25 protein-coding genes and 2 pseudogenes are annotated in these 26,148 nt (G+C 73.8%); 20 read left to right on the top strand and 7 right to left on the bottom strand.

Annotated elements, in window-relative coordinates:
* Nucleotides 1–42: 42 nt before the first annotated feature.
* On the top strand, nucleotides 43–1,365 hold the full coding sequence (locus G7075_RS06710; protein WP_166120145.1) for a M20/M25/M40 family metallo-hydrolase: 1,323 nt from the start codon (nucleotides 43–45) through the stop codon (nucleotides 1,363–1,365).
* Nucleotides 1,366–1,389: 24 nt separating this feature from the next.
* Here the strand turns inward: G7075_RS06710 and G7075_RS06705 are convergent, their stop codons facing one another.
* Nucleotides 1,390–1,581, bottom strand: a complete 192-nt coding sequence (locus G7075_RS06705) for a DUF5703 family protein (protein ID WP_240917946.1) — start codon at nucleotides 1,579–1,581, stop codon at nucleotides 1,390–1,392.
* 37 nt (nucleotides 1,582–1,618) lie between these two features.
* Here G7075_RS06705 and G7075_RS06700 point away from each other — a divergent pair, with 37 nt between their 5' ends.
* The gene (locus tag G7075_RS06700) at nucleotides 1,619–1,978 is read left to right on the top strand and encodes a hypothetical protein (RefSeq protein ID WP_166120139.1); all 360 of its coding nucleotides are present in this window, start codon (nucleotides 1,619–1,621) and stop codon (nucleotides 1,976–1,978) included.
* A 21-nt stretch (nucleotides 1,979–1,999) separates the two neighbouring features.
* On the opposite strand, the gene G7075_RS06695 is transcribed toward G7075_RS06700, so the two are convergent.
* Both G7075_RS06695 and G7075_RS06690 read right to left on the bottom strand, forming a co-directional pair.
* A complete protein-coding gene (locus G7075_RS06695; protein WP_166120137.1) occupies nucleotides 2,000–2,944 on the bottom strand; it encodes an aldo/keto reductase in 945 nt (314 codons plus the stop codon).
* 29 nt (nucleotides 2,945–2,973) lie between these two features.
* On the bottom strand, nucleotides 2,974–3,741 hold the full coding sequence (locus tag G7075_RS06690; RefSeq protein ID WP_166120134.1) for a class I SAM-dependent methyltransferase: 768 nt from the start codon (nucleotides 3,739–3,741) through the stop codon (nucleotides 2,974–2,976).
* 1,671 nt (nucleotides 3,742–5,412) lie between these two features.
* Between G7075_RS06690 and G7075_RS06685 the strand changes: the two genes are divergently transcribed.
* The gene (locus G7075_RS06685; RefSeq protein ID WP_166120131.1) at nucleotides 5,413–6,462 is read left to right on the top strand and encodes an LLM class F420-dependent oxidoreductase; all 1,050 of its coding nucleotides are present in this window, start codon (nucleotides 5,413–5,415) and stop codon (nucleotides 6,460–6,462) included.
* 15 nt (nucleotides 6,463–6,477) lie between these two features.
* Nucleotides 6,478–7,335, top strand: a complete 858-nt coding sequence (locus G7075_RS06680) for an undecaprenyl-diphosphate phosphatase (protein ID WP_166124263.1) — start codon at nucleotides 6,478–6,480, stop codon at nucleotides 7,333–7,335.
* A gap of 37 nt (nucleotides 7,336–7,372) precedes the next feature.
* Here G7075_RS06680 and G7075_RS06675 read toward each other — a convergent pair whose 3' ends face one another.
* Nucleotides 7,373–8,377, bottom strand: coding sequence for a magnesium and cobalt transport protein CorA (locus tag G7075_RS06675; RefSeq protein ID WP_166120128.1), 1,005 nt, complete (start codon nucleotides 8,375–8,377; stop codon nucleotides 7,373–7,375).
* Between the two features lie 44 nt (nucleotides 8,378–8,421).
* On the opposite strand from G7075_RS06675, the pseudogene G7075_RS22585 reads away from it, so the two are divergent.
* The 14 genes and pseudogenes from G7075_RS22585 to G7075_RS06615 form a co-directional block, all read left to right on the top strand.
* Nucleotides 8,422–8,520: pseudogene (locus tag G7075_RS22585) on the top strand (hypothetical protein); the annotation flags it as partial.
* Between the two features lie 97 nt (nucleotides 8,521–8,617).
* A complete protein-coding gene (locus G7075_RS06670) occupies nucleotides 8,618–9,133 on the top strand; it encodes a histidine phosphatase family protein (protein WP_371814199.1) in 516 nt (171 codons plus the stop codon).
* A gap of 114 nt (nucleotides 9,134–9,247) precedes the next feature.
* Entirely contained in the window at nucleotides 9,248–9,937 is a 690-nt protein-coding gene (locus G7075_RS06665; RefSeq protein WP_166120125.1) for an energy-coupling factor ABC transporter permease, read from the top strand.
* Nucleotides 9,934–10,269: a PDGLE domain-containing protein gene (locus G7075_RS06660; RefSeq protein WP_166120122.1), complete on the top strand. Its 336-nt coding sequence runs from the start codon at nucleotides 9,934–9,936 to the stop codon at nucleotides 10,267–10,269. The genes G7075_RS06665 and G7075_RS06660 overlap by 4 nt, the downstream gene beginning before the upstream one ends.
* A gap of 1 nt (nucleotide 10,270) precedes the next feature.
* A complete protein-coding gene (cbiQ, locus tag G7075_RS06655) occupies nucleotides 10,271–11,035 on the top strand; it encodes a cobalt ECF transporter T component CbiQ (protein WP_166120119.1) in 765 nt (254 codons plus the stop codon).
* Nucleotides 11,032–11,763 (top strand): energy-coupling factor ABC transporter ATP-binding protein, encoded by a 732-nt coding sequence (locus G7075_RS06650; protein ID WP_166120116.1) that lies wholly within the window; start codon nucleotides 11,032–11,034, stop codon nucleotides 11,761–11,763. Before cbiQ ends, G7075_RS06650 begins: the two co-directional genes overlap by 4 nt.
* A gap of 10 nt (nucleotides 11,764–11,773) precedes the next feature.
* The gene (locus tag G7075_RS06645; RefSeq protein ID WP_166120113.1) at nucleotides 11,774–12,283 is read left to right on the top strand and encodes a DUF3090 domain-containing protein; all 510 of its coding nucleotides are present in this window, start codon (nucleotides 11,774–11,776) and stop codon (nucleotides 12,281–12,283) included.
* On the top strand, nucleotides 12,261–13,061 hold the full coding sequence (locus G7075_RS06640; RefSeq protein ID WP_166120110.1) for an SCO1664 family protein: 801 nt from the start codon (nucleotides 12,261–12,263) through the stop codon (nucleotides 13,059–13,061). Before G7075_RS06645 ends, G7075_RS06640 begins: the two co-directional genes overlap by 23 nt.
* A gap of 22 nt (nucleotides 13,062–13,083) precedes the next feature.
* The gene (gene mshC, locus G7075_RS06635; protein WP_166120107.1) at nucleotides 13,084–14,337 is read left to right on the top strand and encodes a cysteine--1-D-myo-inosityl 2-amino-2-deoxy-alpha-D-glucopyranoside ligase; all 1,254 of its coding nucleotides are present in this window, start codon (nucleotides 13,084–13,086) and stop codon (nucleotides 14,335–14,337) included.
* Between the two features lie 63 nt (nucleotides 14,338–14,400).
* On the top strand, nucleotides 14,401–15,198 hold the full coding sequence (locus G7075_RS06630; RefSeq protein WP_166120104.1) for a prolipoprotein diacylglyceryl transferase: 798 nt from the start codon (nucleotides 14,401–14,403) through the stop codon (nucleotides 15,196–15,198).
* A complete protein-coding gene (locus tag G7075_RS06625; RefSeq protein ID WP_240917945.1) occupies nucleotides 15,195–16,586 on the top strand; it encodes a radical SAM protein in 1,392 nt (463 codons plus the stop codon). The genes G7075_RS06630 and G7075_RS06625 overlap by 4 nt, the downstream gene beginning before the upstream one ends.
* Nucleotides 16,583–16,786, top strand: a complete 204-nt coding sequence (locus G7075_RS20960) for a hypothetical protein (protein ID WP_240917944.1) — start codon at nucleotides 16,583–16,585, stop codon at nucleotides 16,784–16,786. Before G7075_RS06625 ends, G7075_RS20960 begins: the two co-directional genes overlap by 4 nt.
* Entirely contained in the window at nucleotides 16,783–17,094 is a 312-nt protein-coding gene (locus tag G7075_RS06620; protein ID WP_205860636.1) for a hypothetical protein, read from the top strand. The genes G7075_RS20960 and G7075_RS06620 overlap by 4 nt, the downstream gene beginning before the upstream one ends.
* A gap of 128 nt (nucleotides 17,095–17,222) precedes the next feature.
* Nucleotides 17,223–17,501: a hypothetical protein gene (locus tag G7075_RS06615; RefSeq protein WP_166120102.1), complete on the top strand. Its 279-nt coding sequence runs from the start codon at nucleotides 17,223–17,225 to the stop codon at nucleotides 17,499–17,501.
* 11 nt (nucleotides 17,502–17,512) lie between these two features.
* Here the strand turns inward: G7075_RS06615 and G7075_RS06610 are convergent, their stop codons facing one another.
* Nucleotides 17,513–18,370 carry a PAC2 family protein gene (locus G7075_RS06610; RefSeq protein ID WP_166120099.1) on the bottom strand — a complete coding sequence of 286 codons (858 nt, stop codon included), beginning with the start codon at nucleotides 18,368–18,370 and terminating at the stop codon, nucleotides 17,513–17,515.
* Between the two features lie 56 nt (nucleotides 18,371–18,426).
* Between G7075_RS06610 and G7075_RS06605 the strand changes: the two genes are divergently transcribed.
* The gene (locus G7075_RS06605) at nucleotides 18,427–19,092 is read left to right on the top strand and encodes an HAD family phosphatase (RefSeq protein ID WP_166120096.1); all 666 of its coding nucleotides are present in this window, start codon (nucleotides 18,427–18,429) and stop codon (nucleotides 19,090–19,092) included.
* On the opposite strand, the gene G7075_RS06600 is transcribed toward G7075_RS06605, so the two are convergent.
* A complete protein-coding gene (locus G7075_RS06600) occupies nucleotides 19,075–19,920 on the bottom strand; it encodes a PD-(D/E)XK nuclease family protein (protein WP_166120093.1) in 846 nt (281 codons plus the stop codon). The two genes, G7075_RS06605 and G7075_RS06600, sit on opposite strands and share 18 nt — an antisense overlap.
* 132 nt (nucleotides 19,921–20,052) lie before the next feature.
* Here G7075_RS06600 and G7075_RS06595 point away from each other — a divergent pair, with 132 nt between their 5' ends.
* Nucleotides 20,053–22,353, top strand: coding sequence for a heavy metal translocating P-type ATPase (locus G7075_RS06595; protein WP_166120091.1), 2,301 nt, complete (start codon nucleotides 20,053–20,055; stop codon nucleotides 22,351–22,353).
* On the opposite strand, the pseudogene metH reads toward G7075_RS06595, so the two are convergent.
* A pseudogene (gene metH / locus G7075_RS06590) lies at nucleotides 22,335–26,047 on the bottom strand (methionine synthase). The gene G7075_RS06595 and the pseudogene metH sit on opposite strands and share 19 nt — an antisense overlap.
* Between the last annotated feature and the right edge of the window lie 101 nt (nucleotides 26,048–26,148).

The raw sequence follows: 26,148 nt of genomic DNA, 5'->3' as shown, positions 1-26,148 counted from the left end.
GCAGCGGCGACCGGGCGGCCTGCCCGGTCTACGGTGGACGGCATGACCGACACGCTGCGACCCGAGGACGAGGTCGTCCGGATCTGCCAGGAGCTGATCCGGATCGACACGAGCAACTACGGCGATGGCAGCGGGCCGGGGGAGGCGGAGGCGGCCGAGTACGTCGTGCAGCAGCTGCGCGAGGTCGGCCTCGAGCCGCAGACCTTCGAGTCCGACCCCGGCCGGGTCAGCGTCGCGGTCCGCATCCCCGGCGCCGACCGCGACCGGGGGGCCCTGTGCATCCACGGACACCTCGACGTCGTGCCGGCCAACGCGGCCGACTGGTCGGTCGACCCGTTCGCCGGCATCGAGCAGGACGGCTGCGTGTGGGGGCGCGGGGCCGTCGACATGAAGGACATGGACGCGATGATGCTGGCCGTCGTGCGCGACCTGGCCCGTCGCGGCGTCGTCCCGCCCCGCGACCTCGTCGTCGTCTTCTTCGCCGACGAGGAGGCCGGCGGCGTCAAGGGCTCGCACTTCCTCGTCGACGAGCACCCGGAGGTGTTCGAGGGGGTCACCGAGGCGATCAGCGAGGTCGGCGGGTACAGCGTCACGTTCACCGACCGGCACGGCGAGGAGCAGCGCACCTACCTGCTGCAGACGGCCGAGAAGGGCATCGCCTGGCTCCGGCTCACGGCGAACGGCCGCGCCGGCCACGGCTCGGTCCCCAACGACGAGAACGCCATCGTCCGGCTCGCCGAGGCGATCGCCCGGATCGCCGAGCACAAGTGGCCGCGCGAGTACATCCCGTCGGTGCGCACGCTGCTCGACGGGCTCTCCGAGCTCACCGGCACCGGGTGGTCCGACGAGGACCTCGAAGAGCTGCTCGCCCACCTCGGCGGGGCCCAGGGTTTCGTGCGAGGGACGTTGCAGGACACCAGCAACGTGACGATGCTCGACGCCGGGTACAAGCACAACGTCATCCCGCAGCAGGCGTCGGCCAACGTCGACTGCCGGTTCCTGCCGGGCCACGAGGACGCGCTGATGGACACCATCCGCGAGCTGGCGGGGGAGCACGTCGACGTCGAGGTGCTGCACCGCGACATCGCGCTCGACGCGCCGTTCGAGGGCGACCTCGTCGAGGCGATGGTCGCCGCGCTGCGCACCGAGGACCCGGACGCCGAGGTGCTGCCCTACTGCCTCTCCGGCGGCACCGACAACAAGGCGCTCTCGTTGCTCGGCATCACCGGCTACGGGTTCGCGCCGCTGCGGCTGCCCGCCGACCTCGACTTCGCGCCGATGTTCCACGGCATCGACGAGCGCGTGCCCACCGAGTCGCTGCGCTTCGGCACGCGGGTCCTCGGGCGCCTCGTCGAGACCTGCTGACGCCCTGGCCGACGTCGCGGCGCGCTATGCGTCGATGCGCCGGCGCGCGCGGATGATGCGCCGCCGCAACCAGGTCCGCGTCAGGCCGCCCATGTAGGTGCGGGTCCGGGCGAGCTCCCAGTGGCCGTACTCGGCGTGCTCGGTGAGCGTCCGGCGGATGTCCTGTCGCTGGACCTCGCGCCCGAACACCAGGACGAGGTACTCGTAGTCGGCCACTGACACATTCTGCCCAAGGACCGGTACGGTTCGAGCCATGACCGCTGACCCGCGTGCCGCACTCGCCCGGCTCGTCGCCGCCCTCGAGCGGCACCTCGAGGTGAGCAGCACGCGACGCGGTGACGAGGACCCGGCCGTCGTGGCCGCCTACGAGGACGTCGCGGACGCCTTCGAGGACTACGACGGGGCCCTCTACGACGCCTACGGCGAGATGACTCCGCTCGACCTCTACACCGGGGACGACGAGGACGACGAGCCCGACGACGGGTCCGAGCGTGGTAGCGGTGAGCGCGAGGGCGAGGGCGACCTCGACGACCACGACGACGAGGACGGCGACGGCAGCCGGATCTACTCCGGGCTGGACGACGACTACGACGACGAGGACGAGGACGACTGATCCCGGTCCGGCCGCCCGCCGTCAGGTGTGGTCGGCCGACACCTCGTCGAGCGCCTCGACGATCTGGGCGGGCAGCTCGACGTCCTCGCTCTGCAGCAGAGCGGCCAGCTGGGCGGTCGTGCGCGGGCCGATGACCGGTGCGGTGACGCCCGGGCGGTCACGGACCCAGGCCAGGGCGACGACCGCCGGCGGCACCCCGAGGCCCTCGGCGGCGGTGCGCACGGCCTCGACGACACCGCGGGTGTGGTCGCCGACGTGCCGGCCGGCGAAGCGCGAGAACTCCTCCGAGGCCAGGCGCGAGTCGGACGAGATGCCCCCGCGGTAGCGCCCGCCGAGGACACCGCGCCCGAGCGGTGACCAGGGGAGCAGACCGAAGCCCAGGGCGCCCGCTGCGTCGGCGAGCTCGCGCTCGGGGCGGCGCTCGACGAGCGAGTACTCGACGGAGTTCGCCGCCAGGGGGACGCCCGCCGACTCGAGCAGCGACATCGCGCGCGCGGCCTGCCAGCCGACGTGGTTGGACACCCCGACGTAGCGCGCCCGTCCGGTCTGCCACGCGTGGACGAGGGCGCCGACGGTCTCCTCGAGCGGGGTGTCGGGGTCCCAGGTGTGGGCGAGCCAGACGTCGACGTGGTCGGTGCGCAGGCGCTGCAGCGAGAGGTCGAGCTGCTGGAGCATGGTGCGGCGTGAGCAGTCGACGACCCGCTCGCCGCCTGCCCGGCTGATGCCCGACTTCGTGACGACGACGACCTCGTCGCGGTCCGGGCCCTCGAGGAAGTCGCCGAGCAGGTCCTCGGCGAGGCCGCCGGCGTAGCCGTGGGCGGTGTCGACGAGCGTGCCGCCGGCGGCGCGGAAGGTCGTCAGCAGGTCGCGGGCGTCCTCGGGCGCGGTCCGGGTCCCCCAGGCCATCGTGCCGAGGGCCAGCCGCGAGACGGTGAGGCCGGTGGCCCCGAGGCGGCGGGTCAGCATGCCGGCGACCCTACCGTCGTCGGAGGCCCTCAGGCCGCGGTCGGCTTGCGCCACACCGAGACGTGGCTCCCGCTCTCCGCGGTGAACGGGGTGCCGTGCCAGTCGGCGGTGCGGCGCTCGAGGGTCATCCCGGCGAGCCGGGCCATGAGGTCGCACTCGGCGGGCCAGACGTAGCGGAAGTTGTGCCGGCCGTACCGGAACGAGCCGTCGGCCTCGCGGGTGTAGTGGTGCGAGGTGGCCTGCTGGGTGGCCGGGTCGTAGGTGTCGAACCCGACGTGGTGGTCGGCCACCTCGAAGGGGATGGCGGTCTGGCCCGGCGGGAGGCGGCGCAGGCCCGGGACCCCGAGCTCGACGACGAACCGGCCACCGGGTGCGAGGTGGCGGGCGGCGTTGGCGAACACGGCGACCTGCTCGTCCTGGGTGCGCAGGTTGCCCAGGGTGTTGAAGACGAGGAGGACGAGGCCGTAGGTGCCGGCTCCGGGGGCCGTCGCGGTGGCCACGTCGCCGACGACGACGGGCAGGTCGGGCCGCTCGGCCCGGCGGCGCTTGGCGTGGAGGCGCTCGGCCATCGGGGCGGACAGCTCGATGCCGTGGACCTCGAGCCCGCGCTCGGCCAACGGGATGGCGACGCGTCCGGTGCCGATGGCGAGCTCGAGGACCGGCCGGTCGCCCGCCAGGGCGGCGAGGTCGGCCAGCGCCCGGACGGTGGGGTCGAGGACCTCGGGCGCGAACATGCCGGCACTCGCGTCGTCGTACCGGTCGGCGGTCTCTCGGTCCCACAGGTCGCTGCTCGTCATCGGTCCACCGTGGCCCGGCCGCGCAGCCGTCGCCATCCATTTTTGCCGGGTCCGCGGGCGACGGGTCAGAAGGGCGGGGTGTCGGGCCAGGGGTCGCGGGGTCGCCGGCGGGGGTGCGTGGGTGGTCGGTGGTGACGTCGACGGGCCGGGTGGGGTGGCGGAGGTCGATGCGGCAGCGGGTGCGGGGTTGGGGTGGGCCCACGGCGTGTTCGAGGGTGAACTCGAGGCTGGAGTGTGGTCCGTCGGGCAGGACGAGGCTCGGGTTGGACGGGGGTGGCGGGTCGGGTTCGCCGGTGGTCCATGAAAGTGGGGTGGGGCGCTGGTCGGGTGGGTCGGTGGTGCGGGTTCGTCCGGTGGGGTCGGTGACCCAGTAGGTGCCGTCGGAGTCGAGGTGGGTGCTCCAGCCGGGGCGCTGCTTGACCCGGTGGTGGCGCCGGCAGAGGCAGACGAGGTTGGCGGCGGTGGTGGGTCCGGCCGGGAAGGCGATCACGTGGTCGAGGTCGCAGTACCGGGCGGTGACGCTGCAGCCGGGGAAGCGGCAGTGCACGTCCCGGGCCCGCACGAACGCGGCCAGGGCGGCGCCGGGACGGTAGGCGGTGGTGGCGAGCTGGTCGTCGGGGTCGACGAACGCCCCGGTGACGGGGTGCGCGTGGTGTTCGACGACCGTGGTGGTGACGGTGGACTGGCCGGTGACGAGGTCGGTGAGGGCCTTGGCGCGGGCCCGGTCGACGGTCGCGCAGCTCCCGTCGGTGACGTAGGTCTGGGCGAGGGCGTCGATCGCGGCCCACGCGGCACGGGCGTCCTCGGAGGGGAAGGTGCCCAGCCAGGTGTCGACCCCGGGCTCGTCGACCCACCGCCGCAGCCCGGACTCGGACCGGGCCCGCTCGGCCCGCTTCCGGAGCAGGTCGGGGGAGACCTTCGCGAGCAGCCGACGCGCCCGGCGTCGCAGCCTCGTGGCGTCCTCGGTGTCGAACCACGGGTCGAGGGCGGTGATGACGGTGGCGGCGACCTCGGCCGGGCACTCCTCCAGCTCACCGGCCACGACCTGCGCCCGGTACCCGTCCAACCGACCCGCGCGCATCGCGGTGTGCAGCCCGCCGAGCCCGGTCGCGGTGCCAGCACCGGCCTGATCGTCGACGGTCCGCCGGACCGCGTCGCGCACCCGCCGCTCGGCGGCGACCGCCGACAGGCACAGCACCCCGGACACGACCGCCGGCGCATCCACCGACACGTGACCCGCAACCCGGCGCAGCTCGACGATCGTGCCGTCCTCGCACCACTCCGGCTCGACCGCCGCCAACGCGACGATCGCCGAGTCCTGCACCGCCGTGGCCTCGTTCACCAAACCCTGCAGCGCCCCGACGACCTCGGCCCACTCCTCGCGCGACCCGCTCGCGCCGACCGCCGAGGCGAGAGCGGCCAGAGCCTCGCGGGTCATGCTCGCGGCATCCAGCACGTCCTGCGGTGCGGCTGTCGTGGTCATCGGCTCCCCCTCCCCTCGTGCCCCCATCCTACCCCGCAGCACCGACACCCGACCATCATCCACAGGATTAATCAGGCTGCCCCGCAACCTTATTCGCCTCACCAGACCCCCCATCCCCGACCACGGACCACTCCACCACGCGACCACGTCCCGAGCTCCACCACGAGCGAGCGCGCTAGCCTTCGGCCATGCGTCTCGGACTGGCTGGCGGCTACGCGGGAATGGGCATGGGCGAGGACCTCCTCGAGCTCGTGCAGGAGGCCGACCGGCTCGGCTACGCCTCGGTGTGGGTCGCCGAGGCCTACGGCTCGGACAGCCCCACGGTCCTGGCCTGGCTCGCCGCCCAGACGCAGCACATCGGCCTGGGCGCCGGCGTCATGCAGATCCCGGCCCGCACCCCGGCGATGACCGCGATGACCGCCGCCACCCTCGACACCCTGAGCAACGGCCGCTTCCTCCTCGGGCTCGGCGTCTCCGGCCCGCAGGTGAGCGAGGGGTGGCACGGCGTCCGTTTCCAGGACCCCCTCGGCCGCACGCGCGAGTACGTTGAGATCGTCCGCTCGGCCCTGCGCCGCGAGAACGTCGAGCACGACGGCGACCACTTCACCCTCCCACTGCCCGACGGCCCCGGGAAGTCGCTGCGCCTGACGATCCACCCGCCCCGCCCGGACCTCCCGATCTACCTCGCCGCCGTCGGACCCCGCAACCTGCGCCTCACCGGCGAGGTCGCCGACGGGTGGCTGGCCATCTTCCTGTCGCCCGAGCACTCCGCCGACCAGCTCGCCTCGGTCCGCGAGGCCCGCGCCGCGGCCGGTCGCGGCACCCCCGAGGACCCGATGGCCGGCTTCGACACGGTCGCCACCGTGCCGGTCGTCGTCACCGACGACCTCGAGTCCGCACGCGCCGCCGTCGCCCCGTACACCGCCCTCTACATCGGCGGGATGGGCAGCCGCGAGCAGAACTTCTACAACCGGCTGGCCCGCCGGATGGGCTTCGACGAGGCCGCCGACACCATCCAGGACCTCTACCTCTCCGGCCGCCCCCGCGACGCCGCCGCCGCCGTCCCGATGGAGCTCGCCGACGCCACCGCCCTGCTCGGCCCGCCCGAGCGCATCGCCGAGCGCGTCGGCCGGTACGCCGACGCGGGCGTCACCACCCTCTCCGTGGCGCCGTACGCCCGGACGACCGAGGAGCGACTCGCCACCCTGCGGCTCATGGCCGAGGTGGTCAGCCCCTAGGCTCTGCGGGTGCCCATCGAGCTGACCTACCTGCAGGCCGTCGTCCTCGGGATCGTCGAGGGACTCACCGAGTTCCTCCCGATCTCCTCCACCGGCCACCTGACGATCACGGAGCACCTCCTCGGCCTGCCGGTCGACGCCAAGGCCGTCACCGCGTACACGGCGATCATCCAGATCGGGGCCATCGCGGCGACGTTCCTCTACTTCGCGCGCAAGATCGCCCGCCTCTTCATGGCCTGGGTGCGGGGGCTGGGGGACAGCGCACGTCGTGAGGAGCGCGACTACCGCCTCGCGTGGGTCGTCATCGTCGGGTCGATCCCGGTCGGCATCGTCGGCTTCGCCCTCAAGGACGTCATCTCCGGGCCGCTGCGCAGCCTCTGGGTCGTGGCGGTCGCGCTCGTGCTCTGGAGCGGCGTCATCTGGTGGGCCGAGCGCCGCCACGACGAGCTCGAGGCGCGCGGCGAGCACCGCGAGGAGGGCGACCTCACGCTGCGCGACGGCATCGTCATCGGTCTCGTCCAGTGCTTCAGCCTCATCCCCGGTGTGTCGCGCTCCGGGGCGACGATCTCGGCCGGCCTGGCCCGCGGCATCGACCGCGTCACGGCCACCGAGCTCTCCTTCTTCATGGCCATCCCGGCCCTCACGGCGGCCGGGCTCTTCGAGCTCGTCGACGCCCGCCACGACCTCAGCGCGCTCGGCCCCGGGCAGATGATCGTCGGCATCGTCGTCGCCTTCGGCGTCGCCTACGCCTCGATCGCCTGGCTGCTGCGCTTCGTCGCCTCGAACTCGCTGCGCCCGTTCGTCTGGTACCGCGTGGCCCTCGGCCTCGTCCTGGCCGTCGCGCTCGGTGCCGGCTGGATCACCGCGACCTGAGCCACGCCGTCCCGCGCCGCCCCGGGCGGAGGACGCGTCAGAGCCAGCCGCTGCGCTTGAACGCGCGGTACAGCACCGTGCAGGCGCCGACCATCACGAGCAGCACGACGAAGTACCCGTACCGGAACTCGCCGTCCCCCAGGTGGATGCTCGCCCCGAGCTCGGGCATGTACTCGAAGTTCATCCCGTAGACGCCGGCGATCATCGTCGGCAGCGCGGCGATGGCGACCCACGCCGAGATGCGTCGCATGTCGTCGTTCTGCTGCACCGAGACCTGCGCCAGGTGAGCCGACAGGATGCCCGTGAGCAGGTCGTCGTAGGACTCGACGTGGTCGATGACGCCCTGCAGGTGGTCGGACACGTCGCGCATCTGCAGCCGCAGCTCGCCCTCGGGCACGGGGGAGCGCGGCGAGCTGAAGAGCATCCGCAACGGCTCGGCCAGGGGCATGACGGCCCGGCGGAACTCGAGGACCTCGCGCTTGAGCCGGTAGATCGACCCGGTGTCGGTGCGCCCGTCGGAGAAGACGGCCCTCTCGATCTCGTCGAGGTCGGTCTCGACCTCGCCGTCGATCTCGACGTACCCGTCGACGACCCGGTCGAGGACCCGGTGCAGCACCCCGAGGGGCCCGTGGCCCAGGGCGACCCGGTCGGCCTCCAGCTCCTTGCGGATGCCCGTCAGCGGGGTCAGCTCGCCGCGGCGCACGGTGACGACGAACCGGTCGCCGACGAAGACCATCACCTCGCCGGTCTCGATGTCGGAGGTGCGGTCGATGTAGCGCAGCGGCTTGAGGACGACGAAGACGGTGTCGTCGTACAGCTCGACCTTGGCCCGCTGGCGGCCCTTGACCGCGTCCTCGACGGCGAGCGGATGCAGCTGCAGCTCTGCGTTGACCTCGTCGAACTCCTCGTGGGTCGGGTCCTTGAGCCCGATCCACAGGAACGCTGCGGGGTCGTCGCCGGCGCGGAGGGCCTCGAGCTCGTCGGACAGGTCGCCGCACGCGCGGCGGTGCCCGTCCTCGTAGATGGCGCGGTCGACGATCACGTCCGCCATTGTGGCCGAGGGGAGCCCGCCCGGCCCGCATCCCCGTGCGCCTAGCATGTCCCTTCGTGGCCATCGTCCTGCTCCTGCGGCACGGGCACTCGACCGCGAACGCCGCGGGGGTGCTCGCCGGGTGGAGCGAGGGGGTCGGCCTCACCGAAACCGGCCGCGGCCAGGCCGAGCGCACGGCCGAGCGGCTCGCCCCCTCGGTGTCGTCCGGGCGGTCAGCAGCCCGCTCCAGCGGTGCCTCGAGACGGTGGCCATCGCCCTGCCCGCGCTGGAGGCCGGCACCGACGACCGGCTGGGGAGTGCCACTACGGCGGGTGGACCGGGCGCCCGCTCGCCGAGGCCGCCAACGACCCGCTGTGGCGCGTCATCCAGGACGACCCCGCGTCGGCGACCTTCCCCGAGTCCGACGAGCACCGCGCCGAGTCCCTCGGGCAGATGGCCGAGCGCGTCGTCGCCGGGGTCCGCGCGCTCGACGCCGAGGTCGAGGCCGAGCACGGCCGGGCGGCGGTCTGGGTCGCGGTGAGCCACGGCGACCCCATCAAGGCGGTCGTGGCCGAGGCCGTCGGGGCCGGCGTCGCGGGACTGCAGCGGGTCCGGGTCGACCCGGGGTCGGTCACCGCCGTGCACGTGACCCCCACCCGGATGGTCCTGCTCGCCAGCAACACCCACGCCGGCGACCTCGCCCCGCTCGTCGCCGTCCCGAAGGCCCACGACGCCGGGGACTCGACGGTGGGTGGGGGAGCGGGCTGACCGGTCGGAGGGGATCGCGACCCCGGTGTTGATCGGGTCGCCCGGTGCGCCTAGGGTGCAGGCAGGTGTTGCGAACTGTTCGCAACAGTGACCCCTCAGCCACCGGAGGCCCGCGTGCACGTCCCCGACGGATTCCTCGACGCCCCGACCTCGGTCGCCACGGGCGTCGTCGCCGCCGGCGTCGTCGGCGCCTCCCTCGTGCGCGCCGCTCGCCACGAGCTCGACGAGCGCACCGCACCCCTGGCCGGGCTCGTCGCGGTCTTCGTCTTCGCGGCGCAGATGGTCAACTTCCCGGTCGGCGCCGGCACCTCGGGACACCTGCTCGGGGCTGCCCTCGCGGCCGTCCTCGTCGGCCCGGCCACCGCGACGCTCTGCCTCACGGTCGTGCTCGCGGTCCAGGCCTTCCTCTTCGCCGACGGCGGGGTCACCGCGCTCGGCACCAACGTCCTGCTCATGGGGGTCGTCGGGGTCTGGGTCGGCTACGGCGTCGCCCGAGGGGCCCTGGCGCTCCTTCCCCGCAAGCTCTCGAGCATCCCGGTCGCCGCCGCGGCCGGGGCGCTCGTCAGCGTGCCGGTCGCCGCCCTGAGCTTCACCGGCCTCTACGCCCTGGGGGGTGCCGCACCCATTCCGCTCGGTGCGCTCGCGGGGACCATGGTCGGCTGGCACCTGCTCATCGGGGTGGGTGAGGCCGTCATCACGTTCCTCGCGGTGACGAGCATCGTGGCCGCCCGCCCCGACCTCGTCCACGTCGCGCGCGGTCGCCTGCCCGCGCTCGAGCTGCGCATCCCGGAGGTCGTCGCATGAGCGGCACCACCGACCGTCCTCGCATCTCGACCCGCCGGCTCGTCGGCGTCGGGCTGGCCGTCTGCCTCGTCATCGCCGGGATCGTCTCGTTCTACGCCTCGAGCCACCCCGACGGCCTCGAGTACGTCGCGAGCTCGCTCGGCTTCGAGAGCGTCGCACGCGACTCGGCCACCGCCGGCTCGCCCCTCGCGGACTACTCGGTGCGCGGCGTCTCCGACGGTCGACTCGCGGGAGGCCTGGCCGGCGTCGTCGGTGCCGTCGTCGTCGGCCTGCTGATGTTCGGGCTGGTGCGGATCATCGGCCGGCGCCGCGGGTCCGCCGCGCGTCCCTGAGGTGGGCTCGGCCCCCGGCGCCCACCTGCACGTGGAGGGCGACACCGTCCTCCACCGCCTGCCCGCGCACACCAAGCTCGTCGGCCTCATGGCCTTCGTGCTCGCCGTCGTGTCCGTCCCGTCCGAGGCACACGTGGCGCTCGGGGCCCTCCTGGCCCTCGGTGTCGCCGTCCTCCTCTCGACCCGGGTCGCGGCACGGCACCTGCTGCCCCGGCTCGCCGTCGAGACGCCGTTCGCCGTGTTCGCCCTCGTCCTGCCCTTCGTCGCCGTCGGTCCGACGACGGCCCTCGGCCCGGTCACGGTGTCGCAGACCGGCCTCACGGCCGCCGTCGCCCTCCTGCTCAAGGGCACGACGGGCGTCGTCACGGCCGTCGCCTTCGCGGTGACGACCCGGCCCCGCGACCTCGTCCGCGCGCTCCAGCACCTCCGGGTGCCCGACCCGCTGGTCCTCATCGCATCGTTCATGGTCCGCTACCTCGACGTCGTCGCCGACCAGCTGCGCCGGATGAAGGTGGCTCGCGCCTCCCGCGGCTTCAGCGCCCGGTCGGTGCGGGCCTGGCCCGTGCTCGCCGCCGGCACCGGGGCGCTGTTCATCCGCAGCTACGAGCGGGGGGAGCGGGTCCACCTGGCGATGGTCAGCCGCGGTTGGACCGGTGCGATGCCGATGACCTCGCCGCTGTCGGCGACGCCCGGGCAGTGGGCCACCGCGCTCGCACCGGCCCTGGTGGCGGTCGTCGTGTCCGTGGGCGTCAGGATGGCGGGGTGACCACTCCCGTCCTCGACCTGCGCGGCGTCGCCTACGCCTACCCCGGCGGCCACCAGGCCCTCTTCGGGGTCGACCTCCACGTGCACCCGGGCGAGCGGGTGGCGCTGCTCGGGCCCAACGGCGCCGGCAAGACGACCCTCGTCCTGCACCTCAACGGTGTCCTGACCCCCGGTGCCGGGTCGGTCACCGTGTCCGGGCTCCCCGTCACCGATGAGAACCTCCTCGAGGTGCGCCGGCGGGTCGGCATCGTCTTCCAGGACCCCGACGACCAGCTCTTCATGCCGAGCGTGCGGGACGACGTGGCCTTCGGGCCGGCGAACCTCGGGCTGCGGGGCGCCGAGCTCGACGCGCGGGTGGTCGAGGCGCTCGACGCGGTCGGGGTGGCCGACCTCGCCGACCGCGCGCCGCACCACCTCTCCTTCGGGCAGCGCCGGCGGGTGGCCATCGCCACCGTGCTCGCCATGCGCCCGGAGATCCTCGTCCTCGACGAGCCGTCGTCGAACCTCGACCCGGCCTCCCGGCGCGAGCTCGCCGACATCCTCCGCTCCCTCGACGTGACGATCCTCATGGTCACGCACGACCTGCCCTACGCCGTCGAGCTCTGCCCCCGCGCCGTCGTGCTCTCCGAGGGCTCGGTGGTCGCCGACGGCCCCACCCGCGAGCTGCTCTCGGACAGTGCGCTGATGGCCCGTCACCGGCTGGAGCTGCCCGTGGGGTTCTCGATCTAGGGTGGGAGGCATGCCAGCCACCGTCTTCGACCCGCCCGAGCGCTTCGTCGCCGGCACCGTGGGCCCACCGGGCGGCCGCACGTTCTTCCTCCAGGCCAGCGGCGGGGGCCGCGTCGTGTCGGTCTCGCTCGAGAAGGTGCAGGTCAGCGTGCTCGCCGACCGCATCAACGACCTCCTCGACGCCCACGCCGAGGGCACCGCCACCGAGCCGCTCGGGGAGGGCGACACCGAGCCGCTGACCACCCCCATCGAGGACGAGTTCCGGGTCGACACCCTCAGCCTCGCGTGGGACCCCGAGCGCCTCGTGCTCGCCATCGAGTGCCACGACCAGGACCCCGAGGAGGCCGACGAGGCCACCCTCAGCACCCTGCGCGTCGTCCTCGACCCGGTCGCGGCCCGCGGGTTCGCCCGGCGCTGCGGCAAGGTCATCTCCGCGGGCCGCCCGGCCTGCCCGTTCTGCGGCCAGCCGCTCGACCCCTCCGGCCACATCTGCCCGCGTGCCAACGGATACCGGCGCTGAGCTCGAGGAGCTGCTGACCCGGGGGGACCTGACGCCCGTCGGTCGCATCTCGGGGTCCTCCAACGGCGCGCTGCTCTGCCTCGTCGGTGACCCCGCCGACGAGGTGCTCGTCATCCACAAGCCGGAGGCCACCGAGCGGCGGCTCTGGGACTACCCGGACGGCACGCTCGTCGCGCGCGAGCGGGCCGCCTGGCTTGTCAGCGAGGCGGGTGGCTTCGGCGTCGTGCCGCCCACCGTGCTGCGCAACGGCCCCCTCGGCCCGGGCTCGGTGCAGCTGTGGGTCGGCCCGACGACGGGGGAGCAGGAGCCCCTCGTCGTCGTCGTGGGTCCGGGCGAGGTCCCCGAGGGGTGGCACGTCGTGCTCGAGGGGGAGTCGACCCTCGGCGAGCCGGTCGTCGTCGCGCACTGCGCCGAGCCGGCCCTGCGCACCGTCGCCGTCCTCGATGCCGCGCTCAACAACTCCGACCGCAAGGGCAGCCACCTGCTGCGCGACGGTGACGCCGTCCGGGGCTGCGACCACGGGGTCAGCCTCGGCGTCGAGCCGAAGCTGCGCACCGTCCTCTGGGGGTGGGCCGGCGAGCCCATCCCGGAGGCCGACCTGGCCCGGCTCGGGCAGCTCTCGGAGGCCCTCGACGGACCGCTGGCCGAGGCGCTGGCGCCCCTGCTGACCGTCGAGGAGGTCGAGGCGCTGGTCCACCGCGTCGGTGCGCTCCTGCGCTGGCCGCACCACCCTGCACCGCGCGGCGGCTGGCCGGCCATCCCGTGGCCGGCGCTCTGACGGCGCACCGTAGTCTTGCCCGGTGAAGTCGTGGCCCACCCCCTTCGTCCCCGCCGTCCCCGGTCACGGTGACCCGCTCCGGCTCCACGACACCCGTCGCGACGCCGTCGTCCCCGTCGACGCCGGCGAGGTGGCCCGCCTCTACGTCTGCGGCATCACGCCCTACGACGCCACCCACCTCGGCCACGCCGCCACCTACGTCACCTTCGACCTCGTCGTCCGTGCGCTGCGTGACGCCGGGCACCGGGTCGAGTACGTGCAGAACGTCACCGACGTCGACGACCCGCTCCTCGAGCGGGCCGAGCGCGACGGCCGCGACTGGCGCGAGCTGGCCACGTCCGAGATCGACCTCTTCCGCGAGGACATGACCGCCCTGGCCGTCGTCCCACCGGACGCGCTCGTCGGGGTCGTCGAGTCGATGCCCGAGATCATCCGCGAGGTGCGCACCCTGCTCGGCAGCGGCCGGGCCTACCGGCTCCCGCTCCCCGACGGCGAGGGCGACGGGTACGACGTCTACCTCGACCTCGGGCAGGCCCCGACCTTCGGCGAGGTCTCCGGATGGACCCGTGAGCAGATGTCCGCCGTGTTCGCCGACCGCGGGGGAGACCCCGACCGCGCCGGCAAGCGCGACCCGTTCGACCCGCTGCTCTGGCGTGGTGCCCGTGCGGGAGAGCCGTGTTGGGACGACGACGAGCTCGGTGCCGGCCGCCCCGGGTGGCACATCGAGTGCACCGCCATCTCCCGCGAGCACCTCGGCCACCCCTTCGACCTCCAGGGTGGCGGCACCGACCTGGTCTTCCCGCACCACGAGATGAGCGCCGTGCAGTCGGCCGCCCTCACCGGCGACGACACCTTCGCCCGCGTCTACGTGCACCAGGCGATGGTCGCGTTCGACGGCGAGAAGATGAGCAAGTCCAAGGGCAACCTCGTGCTCGTCTCCCGGCTGCGCGCCGACGGCGTCGACCCGATGGCCATCCGCCTCGTCCTGCTCGCCCAGCACTACCGCACCGAGTGGGAGTACACCGACTCCCTTCTCGTGCAGGCGCAGTCGCGTCTCGCACGGTGGCGGGAGGCGCTGTCCACCAACGGCGGCGTCGACGCCACCGACACCGTCGCCGCGGTGCGGGCCGCCGTCGCCGACGACCTCTCGACCCTGCGCGCGCTGGAGGCGGTCGACGCCTGGTGCGAGCGGACGCTGGCCGGCGAGGGCGAGGACCCGGGCGCCCCCGGGCTGCTCGCCCGCACCCTCGACGCGGTCCTCGGCATCCGCCTCTGACCCGCACCCGGCGCGCGCCCGTCCTCACGGTGGGCCGCGCCGGCGGCTGGCATGCTGTCCCGCATGGTGCCGCTCCTGGGGCCGGTCCCCACCCACGACGCCTTCGTCGCACTGGGGGCCCTCGTCGCCGCCGCCGTCTTCGTGCTCGAGGCACGACGGCGCGGCCACACCGACGAGCGCCTGTACGTCGTCGTCACGGCCGCACTCGTCGGCGGTGCGCTGTTCATGCGCCTCGGGACCTGGGCGCAGCACCTCGACCTGCGCGAGAACGCGTCCCTGGCCGAGCAGTGGGCCTACGGCAACCGCAGCATCCTCGGGGGGCTCGTCGGCGCCTGGCTCGGCGTCCACGTCGGGAAGCGGCTCAGCGGGTACCGGCTGCGCACCGGCGACCTGTTCGCCCCCGCCGTGGCCCTCGGGATGGCGGTGGGCCGGGTCGGCTGCCTCCTCACCGAGCTCCCGGGGACGCCGACCGGCCTCCCGTGGGGCATCCGGCTCGACGACGCCGCCGCGGTACGACTCGGCGGCCCCGCCGGGGTGCCGCTGCACCCCTCGTTCGCCTACGAGATCGCCTTCCACCTCGTCGTGTTCGCCGTCATCTGGACCTGGCTGCGCCACCGCCCGACCCCGCCGGGCGAGCTCTTCGTGTGGTGGGTCGCCGCGTACGGCACCTTCCGCTTCCTCGTCGAGGAGGTCCGCGGCAACGAGGTGGTGTGGCACGGGCTGACCCGGCCGCAGCTCTTCCTCGCGGTCACCGTGCCGCTCGTCCTGCTGCGCATCGCGGTGCGCGCCCGCCGCGGCACCTACGCCGGGGTGCTGCGGGACCCGTCCCCGGCTCCCGTCGACGTGGGGGCCGGCGCATGAGCTCCGGCACCCGGGGCGCGGGGATGCCGCTGCGCGGCGACCGCATCCACCGCTACGTCACCGCCTTCTGCCCGCTCTGCCACGAGGAGGCCCCGGACCGCCCGCTCGAGGAGGTCGTGCGGCTCTCCGGCTGGCTCGTCGAGCGCGAGGGCCGGATCTGGCTGGAGCGCGGGTGCACGCGGCACGGTCTGGTGCGGACGATGTACGACGAGTCGCCGCAGATCCTGTCCTACCTCGAGGAGTGGACCGCCCCGACCAAGGTGCACGCGCCCGACGTCGTCGGCAACTTCGCTCCGGTCCCCGCCGCCTACGCCGACGGGCTGCCCGAGATGCAGACGCAGCACACGTGCATCCTCCTCGAGGACCTCCTGGACCACTGCAACCTCAAGTGCCCGACCTGCTTCGCGGCCTCCGCCCCGGCGCTGGCCTCGGTCGCGCCGCTGTCGGACGTGCTCGCCTCCGTCGACGCCCGGCTCGAGCGCGAGAACGGTCGGCTCGACGTGCTCATGCTCAGCGGCGGCGAGCCCACCCTCTACCCGCACCTCGCGGGGCTGCTCGACGAGGTGGCCAGGCGGCCGGTCGTCCGGGTGCTCCTCAACACCAACGGCCTGCTCGTCGCGAGCGACGACGAGCTGCTCGCCCTCCTGCGCAGGCACCGCGAACGGGTCGAGGTCTACCTCCAGTTCGACGGAGAGTCCGCCGAGGCCTCCGCCCACCACCGCGGCGCGGACCTCAGACGCTTCAAGGACCTTGCGCTGCAGCGGCTCTCGGACGCCGAGGTGTTCACGACCCTGACGATGACCGCGGCCCTGGGCGTCAACGACCACGAGATCGGCGCCGTGCTCGACCGGGCGATGGCCACCCCGTACGTGGGGGGCGTGAGCATCCAGCCCGTGTTCGGGTCCGGTCGCAGCACGGGGATCGACGCCACCGACCGGCTGACCCACACCGGCGTCCTCGCCCGGCTCGAGGAGCAGACCGACGGCCGCGTCACCTGGCGCGACCTCACGGCGCTGCCCTGCTCGCACCCGCACTGCTGCTCGGTCGGCTACCTGCTGCGTGACGACTCCGGCCGCTGGGTCTCGCTCGTGTCCGTCATCGGGCACGACCGGCTCAAGCAGTGGCTCGACCTCGAGCCCGACCTCCTCGCCAACCGGATCGCCGACGACACCATCCCGCAGCAGCTGCGCGGCGTCGTGAAGTCCTCTCTCCTCGACCTGCTCTCGGAGCAGTCCTCGCTCTCGCACCCGTCGATGGCCGACATCTGGCGTGACATCTGCACCCACTGCGACCTCGGCCTCGGCACCCTGGCGACGCTCGCGTCCTCCCGCCTGCCCGGGCGCGGCGACCGGCTGCGACGCCTGCTCGGGAGCGAGTGCTGCGGGTGACCGTCAAGCCGTTCATGGACATGAACACGATGATCGAGGAGCGGCTCGTGCAGTGCTGCGTCCACGTCGCCACCGTCAACGAGGACTCCGGCGGCCACCAGTGCGCGCCGTTCTGCGCCGTGCAGGCGTGGGCTCCGTTGTCCCGCACCCGGTTGTCCACGGCCACCGGTGCCCGTCAGCTCCCGCTGGTGACCCGGTGAGCACCCCTGCGCGCGACCCGCGCCAGGTCGACCCACCGCACGCGACGACCGCCGCCGCCGGGACCCCCGACGTCACCGACCCGCTGCGACTGTGCGTCCTCGCGACGGTCTCGCTCCTCGGGTGGCTCCTCGGGCCGTTCGCCGTGCTCGTCTTCGCCGGGATGGGCGCCGCCGGCTACGTGTCGGCCCGCCGGGCCGGCCTCCTGCGCTCCCGGTGCAAGCTCGGCGACACCCGCCTCGTCATCGCCTACCTCGTCACCGTGGCCGCCGTGGCCGCGGTCTTCGCCGTGAGGATGGTCACCGGATGAGCACACCCCCGTCGCCCCCACCGCCCCCGGCCGGCCCGCCGCCGGGGCTGCCTCCCGGACCGCCCGGCCCGCCGGGCCCCTACGGCGCGCCGCCACCCCCGGGTCCGCGCCCCCCGGGGATGTCACGGGTGGCGAAGTTCTGGATCGGTGTGGCCGTGGGCGTGTTCGGCGCGCCGGTCCTCGTCGTCGGCGGGCTGCTGCTCCTCGCCACCCTGACGAGCGGGCCGGACGCGCCGGGGACCGCGGTGGCCTGGGTCGCCGGGGCGGTCCTCGTGGCCCTGGTCGTCGCCGGTCTCGTCGTGCGCGCCACGCGCTGGGTCGTGCTCGGCGCGGTCGCCGGGGGAGCGGTCGTCGTCATCGTGCTCGGTGGGGCGTGCGTGGCGCTCATCCGGGGGCTCGGCGGCTGAGCCCGACGGCGTCAGGGCGCGCCGGGCTCGTCCGTCCCGCGCCGGCGCAGGTAGCGCTCGAACTCCTTGGCGATGGCGTCACCGCTCGCCTCGGGCAGCTCGGCGGTGTCCTGGGCCTCCTCGAGGCTCTCGACGTACTCGGCGACCTCGGTGTCGGACTCGGCGAGCTCGTTGATGCCCCGCTCCCAGGCGCGCGCGTCCTCGTCGAGCTCACCGTGCTCGACGGGGGCGTCGAAGAGCTCCTCGAGCCGGCCGACGAGGGCCGCGGTGGCCTTGGGCGAGGGGGAGTGGCCGGCGTAGTGCGGGACGGCGGCCCAGCACGACACCGAGGGGATGCCCACCTGGGACGCGGCGTCGGCGAGGACCCCGACGATGCCGGTGGGGCCCTCGTAGCCGCTCGGCTCGAGGTCGTGCCGGTGCCGGGTGTCCTCGCTGTCGGAGGTCGCGGTGACGGGGATGGGCCGCGAGTGCGCGACGTCGGCCATCAGGGCGCCGAGGGTGACGACCATCGAGACGTCGGTGGCCTCGGCGAGCTCCATGAGCTCGACGGCGAAGGCCCGCCAGCGGAAGGACGGCTCGACGCCCTGGACGAGGACGACGTCGCGCCCGAGCGAGGTGTCACGGGCGACGAGGACCCGGGTGGTGCGCCAGCTGATGCGGCGCTTGCCCCCCTCGGAGACGACCCGCGGACGGTTGACCTGGAAGTCGTAGTAGTCCTCGGGGTCCAGGGCCGCGACGACCTCGGCGTCCCAGACCTCGGCCAGGTGCTCGATGACGGCGCTCGCGGCCTCGCCGGCGTCGTTCCACCCCTCGAACGCGGCGATCATCACGGGGTCGCGCAGCTCGCCGATGTCCTCGAGCTCGATCACGGGCGTCCTCCTCCTGGGTCAGGGCACCACCCTACGGCTCGATAGGCTTGCGACCCATGAGCCTCCCCGCAGCCGTCCTCTGGGACATGGACGGCACGCTCGTCGACACCGAGCCCTACTGGATCGCCGCCGAGCACGCCATCGTCGAGGAGCACGGCGGCACCTGGAACGACGAGTTCGCCCACCAGCTCGTGGGGAACGACCTCATGGTCTCGGCGGAGTTCATCCGGGCGCACTCGCCGATCACCTGGGAGCCGGAGCGGATCGTCGACGAGCTCCTCGCGCGGGTCGTCGTGCAGGTCCGCGAGCACGTGCCGTGGCGCCCCGGGGCCCGCGAGCTGCTCGCGGCGCTGCGTGAGGAGGGCGTGGCCAACGCCCTCGTGACGATGTCGTGGCGGTCGCTGGCCGACGCGGTGGTCGCGGCGCTGCCCGAGGGCGCCTTCGACGTCGTCGTCACCGGCGACGAGGTCGAGCACGGCAAGCCGCACCCCGAGCCGTACCACCGTGCCGCGCACCTGCTCGGGGTCGACACATCCCGCTGCGTGGCCATCGAGGACAGCCCGACGGGCGTGCGCTCGGCGGTGGCCGCCGGTGTGCCGACCCTCGCGGTGCCGCACGTCGTGCCGGTGCCGCAGATGGCCGGCGCGGTGCAGGTCGACGGGCTCGCGGGGATGACGCCGCAGGGCCTGGCCGCGGCGGTGGGCTCACTCGTCGTCGGGTGAGGCCGCGCCCGAGCGGGCGGGGTCGAGGGCGATGAGCCCGGCGCCCTCGGGGAGCGGCGGCGGGGTGCCACCGAACTCGGGGCAGTACTCGCGGAAGTCGCACCAGTCGCACAGGCGCGAGGTGCGCGGGCGCCAGTCGCCGGTCTGCGCGGCCCGCACGACGGCGTCCCAGATGGCGCGCACGTTGCGCTCGATGGCCATCAGGTCGCGCTCGTCCGGGACGTAGCGGACCACCTCGCCGTTGCCGAGGTAGACGAGCTGGAGCATCTTCGGCACCTCGCCGTGCAGCCGCCACAGGACGAGGGCGTAGAACTTCATCTGGAAAAGGGCCTTGGCCTCGAACAGCTCGCTGGGGGAGCGGCCGGTCTTGTAGTCGACGACGCGCATCGCGCCGTCGGGGGCGACGTCGAGCCGGTCGACGTAGCCGCGCAGGGTCAGGCCCTCGATCTCGGTCTCGACGTAGAGCTCGCGCGCGGCCGGCTCGAGGCGGGTGGGGTCCTCGAGGTCGAACCACTGCTCGACGAGCGTGCCGGCGCCGGCGAACCAGGCCTCCTCGGTGAGCTGGTCGTCGTCGGCGATCATCGTGCCGAGCTCAGGGCGCTCCTCGACCAGGGCGCGCCAGCGCGGCTCGAGGAGGGCCAGGGCCGCGTCGGGCGTGCGCTCGTCGGCGGGGAGCTCGAAGAGGTGCTCGAGGACGGCGTGGACGAGCGTGCCGCGGGCGGCGGCGGGCGACGGGGGACCCTCGAGCTTGTCGATCGTCCGGAACCGGAACAGCAGCGGGCACTGCTTGAAGTCCGCGGCGCGGCTCGGGGACAGGGCGGGGGTCATGGCGCCCACGGTAGGTGCCCGGGCCGACACCGCCGCGCCGCCACCCCGGCGCACCGCCGCCGACTGCCGAGTCGGTCGTGACCGTCGTCACCGGCCTCGGACCCTCGCCCGGGTGGGTGCGAGCATGGGGAGGTGAGGCTCCTGCGGGGGCGCGCCCCGTTGCTGTTCTTCCTCACCTCGCTCGCCCTGCTCTCCGCGGGCGGCGCGGCGCGGGTCCTCGACGCCCCGAACGCGGTGGAGGGCCTGTGGGTCGCCGGAACCGTCCTCGGCCTCGCGGCCTCCTCGGCCTGGACCGCGCTCGCGGTGCGCCGTCGCAGGCCCTCCGTCGACGTGATCGCGGTGCTCGCCCTGGCCGGTGCGCTGGCCGTCCACGAGCCGTTCGCCGGCGCCATGGTCACGGTGATGCTCGCCTCCGGACAGGTGCTCGAGGCCCGGGCGGCGGCCCGTGCCCGCCGCGAGCTGGGGCTGCTCGTCGAACGGGCTCCCCGCACGGCCCGTCGCCGGCGCGGTGACGTCCTCGAGGAGGTGCCGGTGGAGGAGGTGCGCCGCGGTGACGCCCTCGTCGTGGGGGCCGGGGAGGTCGTGCCGGTGGACGGGCGACTCCTGGGCCCGGGCGTGTTCGACGAGTCCGCCCTCACCGGCGAGGCCCTGCCGGTGGAGCGCCAGGGCGGCGACGAGGTGCGTAGCGGTGTGGTCGACGCCGGCGGGCCGGTCGACCTCCTCGCCACCTCGGTGGCCGCCGAGTCCACCTATGCCGGCGTGGTGCGCCTCGTCGCACAGGCCCAGGCGTCCACTGCCCCGTTCGTGCGCACGGCCGACCGTGTCGCGGTGCTGTTCGTCCCGCTGACCCTCGCGCTGGCGGGGGGCGCGTGGATCGTCTCGGGCGAGCTGGTGCGGGCGGTGGCCGTGCTGGTCGTGGCGACTCCGTGCCCCCTGCTGCTCGCGGCACCGATCGCGGTGATGTCCGGGCTTTCACGGGCGGCGGGGCGCGGCGTGGTCGTCAAGGGCGGCGGCGCTCTCGAGCGGCTCGCGGCCGGTCGGGTCGTGCTCTTCGACAAGACGGGCACGCTGACGCAGGGTCGCCCCACCGTCACCGGCGTCGTCACCGCCGAGGGCGTCGACGCCGACACGCTGCTGAGGCTCGCGGCGTGCCTGGACCAGCTGTCGTCCCACGTGCTGGCCGACGCCGTGGTGGCCGCGGCGGCTCGTCGCGGCCTCGCCCTGACCGTGCCGACCGACGTCTGCGAGGTGCACGGGTACGGGGTGCGGGGCACCGTCGACGGGCACGAGGTACGGCTGGGGAAGGCGTCGTGGATCGTGGCGGACGCCTCCCCGGCGTGGGTGCGCCAGGTGCGGCGCCGTGCCGACCTCGACGGCTCGATCACCGTGTTCGCCGCCCTCGACGGCGTGCCCGCGGGCGCCTTCCTGCTCGCGGACCCGATCCGGCCCGACGCGCCGCGGATGGTGCGCGCCCTGCGGACCGCCGGGGTCGACCGGGTCGTCCTGGTCACCGGTGACCGGGCCGACGTGGCCGGCACGGTCGGGCGGGTGGTCGGCGTCGATGCGGTGCTGTCCGACCACGACCCGGCCGACAAGCTGGCCGCCATCCGGGAGGAGTCGCGCGCCGCTCCCACCATCATGGTCGGCGACGGCATCAACGACGCTCCGGCGCTGGCGGCCGCCGGGGTGGGGGTCGCGCTCGCGGCACGCGGTGCGACGGCCTCCTCGGAGGCGGCCGACGTCGTGCTCACCGTCGACCGGGTCGACGCCCTCGCCGACGCGATCCTCATCGCCCGTCGGTCCGGCGCGATCGCGTGGCAGGCGGTGCTCGTCGGGATGGGCCTCTCGGCGGTCGCGATGGTGGTGGCGGCCGCCGGGTACCTGCCGCCGGCTCCGGGTGCGGTGCTGCAGGAGGGCATCGACGTGCTCGCCATCGGCCTCGCGCTGCGGGCGGTGCTCCCCGGCCGGGTGCACACCCTGACCATGGCGCCCGAGGACGTCGCCCTGGCGTTGCGGCTGCGTGAGCAGCACGACGCGGTGCTGTCGGAGGTGGAGCAGATCCGTGCCGTCGCCGACGGCCTGTCGTCCGACGAGATCGACCTCGCCCCGACCCGGCGGCTCCTCGAACGCCTCGAGGCCACCCTCGTGCCGCACGAGCGCGCGGACGAGCAGCTCCTCGTGCCCCTGGTCTCGCGGGCGCTCGGCGGCACCGACGCCACCGCCGCGCTGAGCCGCACCCACGCCGAGATCGAGTACCAGGTGGGTCGCCTGCGGCGGCTGCTCGCGAGCACCGACGGGCAGCCCGCCGACGAGGGGGACGTCGTCGAGCTGCGCCGGCTGCTCTACGGGCTGTACGCGGTGCTGCGCCTGCACAACGCGCAGGAGGAGGAGGGCGCCTTCTCGCTCGTGCCCGGTCAGCCCTCGGGCGTGTAGCCGAGGTTGGGGCCGAGCCAGCGCTCGGCGGTCGCGAGGTCCCATCCCTTGCGGGCCGCGTAGTCCTCGACCTGGTCGCGCCCGAGCCGGCCGACGACGAAGTACTGGCTCTCCGGGTGCGCGAAGTACCACCCGGACACCGATGCGCCCGGCCACATCGCCATCGACTCGGTGAGCCTGACGCCCGTGCGCTCCTCGCCGCCGAGGAGGGCCATGAGCGTCTCCTTCTCGGTGTGCTCCGGGCACGCGGGGTAGCCGGGCGCCGGTCGGATGCCCTGGTACTTCTCGGCGATGAGGGCCGAGCTGTCGAGCCGCTCGTCGGCCGCGTAGCCCCAGAGGTCGGTGCGCACGCGCTGGTGCAGCCGCTCGGCGAAGGCCTCGGCGAGCCGGTCGGCGAGCGCCTCGAGCATGATCGCGGAGTAGTCGTCGAGGTCGTCCTTGAAGGCCTGGAGCCGGTCCTCGAGGCCGAGACCGGAGGTCACCGAGAAGGCGCCGACGTGGTCGGCGATGCCGCTCCCCTTCGGGGCGACGAAGTCGGACAGGCACTTGTTGGCCACGCCCTCGCGGTGCCGGCCCTGCTGGCGCAGCCCGTGCAGGCGCGTGAGCACCGCCGAGCGCTCCTCGTCGGCGTAGACCTCGATGTCGTCACCCACCGAGCTCGCCGGGAAGATCCCGACGACGCCACGGGGGTGGAACCAGCGCTCACGCTCGGCCGTGTCGAGCATCCGCTGCGCGTCGTCGAACAGCTTGCGCGCGACCTCGGACGTCGTCGGGTTGTTGAGGACGTCGGGGTAACGCCCACGGACCTCCCAGGCGAGGAAGAACGGTGTCCAGTCGATGTACTCGCGCAGGTCGGCGACGGGGTAGTCCTCCCACACGCGGGTGAACTGGTGGGCCGCGCGGCGCCACTTCGAGCCCCGCGGGGCCGACCACTGGTCGCCCTCCTGGTGGGCGAGCAGGTGCGGGCGCATCGGCCGGCAGCCCGACCAGTCGATGGCCGGCGCGTTGGCCCGGGCCTCCTCGAGCGTGGCCAGCGGTCGCTCGCCGGACTTCGCGGCGTGCCGCTGGCGCAGCTCGACGTACTCGGCGGCCACGCCCTCGACGAACGGCCCGCGCTGGGTCTCCGAGAGCAGCTGGCTGACGACCGGCACCGACCGGGAGGCGTCCTTGACCCAGACGACCGGCCCGGAGTACTTCTCGTCGACCTTGACGGCGGTGTGCGCCTTGGAGGTGGTCGCGCCGCCGAGCAGGAGCGGCACCCGGAAGCCCTGGCGCTCCATCTCGGCGGCGACCTGGACCATCTCGTCGAGGCTCGGGGTGATGAGCCCGGAGAGGCCGATGACGTCGGCCTTCTCCTCGCGCGCGGTGTCGAGGATCTTCTGCATCGGCACCATGACCCCGAGGTCGACGACGTCGTAGTTGTTGCACTGGAGGACGACCCCGACGATGTTCTTGCCGATGTCGTGCACGTCGCCCTTGACGGTGGCGGTGACGACCTTGCCCTTGGGCTTCTGGCGTGCCGCCTCGTCCTTCTCGGCCTCGATGTACGGCACGAGGTGGGCGACGGCCTTCTTCATGACGCGCGCCGACTTCACGACCTGGGGGAGGAACATCTTCCCGGAGCCGAAGAGGTCGCCGACGACGTTCATGCCGTCCATCAGCGGACCCTCGATGACCTCGAGCGGCCGCCCGCCCGCCTCGGCGATCTCGAGGCGCAGCGCCTCCGTGTCGTCGACGACGTGGTCGTCGATGCCCTTGACCAGCGCGTGCGTGATCCGCTCGCGCAGGGGCAGGCCGCGCCACTCCTCGGTCGCCGCCTCGGCCACCTGGCCGTCGGAGCGGAACTCCTCGGCGAGCTCGATGAGCTTCTCGGTGGCGGCCGTCGGGTCGTCGAGCCGGTTGAGCACGACGTCCTCGATGGCGTCGCGCAGCCGCTCGTCGACGGTGTCGTAGGGCACGAGGGCCCCGGCGTTGACGATGCCCATGTCCATCCCCGCGCGGATCGCGTGGTAGAGGAACACGGCGTGGATCGCCTCGCGGACGGCGTTGTTGCCGCGGAAGCTGAACGAGACGTTGGAGACCCCGCCGGAGACGAGCGCGTGCGGCAGGTTCTCGCTGATCCAGCGGGCGGCCTCGATGAAGTCGGTGCCGTACGCGGCGTGCTCCTCGATGCCCGTGGCGACGGCGAAGATGTTGGGGTCGAAGATGATGTCCTCGGCCGGGAAGCCGACCTCGTCGACGAGCAGCCGGTAGGCCCGCTCGCAGATCTCCTGGCGGCGCTCGAGGGTGTCGGCCTGGCCCTGCTCGTCGAAGGCCATGACGACGACCGCCGCCCCGTGCTTGCGGGCCAGCCGGGCGTGCGCCAGGAAGGGCTCGACGCCCTCCTTCATCGAGATCGAGTTGATGATCGCCTTGCCCTGGGTGACCTTGAGCCCGGCCTCGATGACCTCCCACTTGCTCGAGTCGACCATGAGCGGCACGCGCGAGATGTCGGGCTCGGAGGCGATGAGCTTGAGGAAGCGGTCCATCGCCGCGACGCCGTCGATCATCCCCTCGTCCATGTTGACGTCGATGACCTGGGCGCCGGACTCGACCTGCTGGCGCGCCACCGACAGCGCCGCGGGGTAGTCCTCCTCCTGGATGAGCCGGCGGAAGCGGGCCGACCCCGTGATGTTCGTGCGCTCGCCGACGTTGACGAAGAGGCTCTCCTCGGTGACCACGAGCGGCTCGAGCCCGGCCAGCCGCAGGGCGGGCGGGACGTCGGCGGGCTCGCGCGGGGTGCCCTGCGCGGCCGCCGCGGCGATGGCGGCGATGTGCTCGGGGTGGTGCCGCAGCAGCCGCCGACGACGTTGACCAGCCCGGCCGAGGCGAACTCGCCGACGACCTCGGCCATCGCCTCGGGACCCTCGTCGTACTCGCCGAACGCGTTCGGGAGGCCGGCGTTCGGGTGGGCGGTGACGAAGCAGTCGGCGATGCGGGACAGCTCGGCGACGTAGGGACGCAGGTCCTTGGCCCCGAGCGCGCAGTTGAGCCCGACGGCCAGGGGCCGCGCGTGCCGGATCGAGTACCAGAAGGCCTCGGTGACCTGGCCGGAGAGGGTGCGGCCCGAGGCATCGGTGATGGTGCCGGAGATCATGACCGGCCAGCGGCGGCCGTGCTCCTCGAAGAGGGTCTCGAGGGCGAAGATCGCGGCCTTGGCGTTGAGGGTGTCGAAGATCGTCTCGACGAGCAGCACGTCGGACCCGCCGTCGACGAGGCCACGGGCCTGCTCGAGGTAGGCGCCGGCCAGCTCGTCGAAGCTCGTGTTCCGGGCGCCCGGGTCGTTGACGTCCGGAGAGATGGAGGCCGTGCGGTTCGTCGGGCCGAGCGTGCCGAGCACCCACCGCGGCCGACCGGTGCGCGCCTCGACGGCGTCGCACGCCGCGCGGGCCAGGCCGGCCGCCGCGAGGTTCATCTCGTAGCCGAGGTCCTCCATCCCGTAGTCGGCGAGGGAGATCCGCTGGGCGTTGAAGGTGTTGGTCTCGACGAGGTCGGCGCCGGCCTCGAGGTAGGCCTCGTGGATCTCGCGGATCACCTCGGGCTGGGTGAGGGAGAGCAGGTCGTTGTTGCCGCGCAGGTCGCTGGGGTGGTCGGCGAAGCGCTCGCCGCGGTAGTCGGCCTCGGACAGCTGGCGCGCCTGGATCATCGTGCCCATCGCGCCGTCGAGGACGAGCACGCGCTCGCGCAGGGCGGTGGTCAGGGCGTCGGTGGCGTCGGGCCGGTGCTGGGCGCTCACGGGGGTGCTGGGTCCTCTCG

The organism is Phycicoccus sp. HDW14 (genome assembly GCF_011383005.1).
GTDB lineage: Bacteria > Actinomycetota > Actinomycetes > Actinomycetales > Dermatophilaceae > Phycicoccus.
This window is presented reverse-complemented; position numbering and strand designations above follow the sequence as displayed.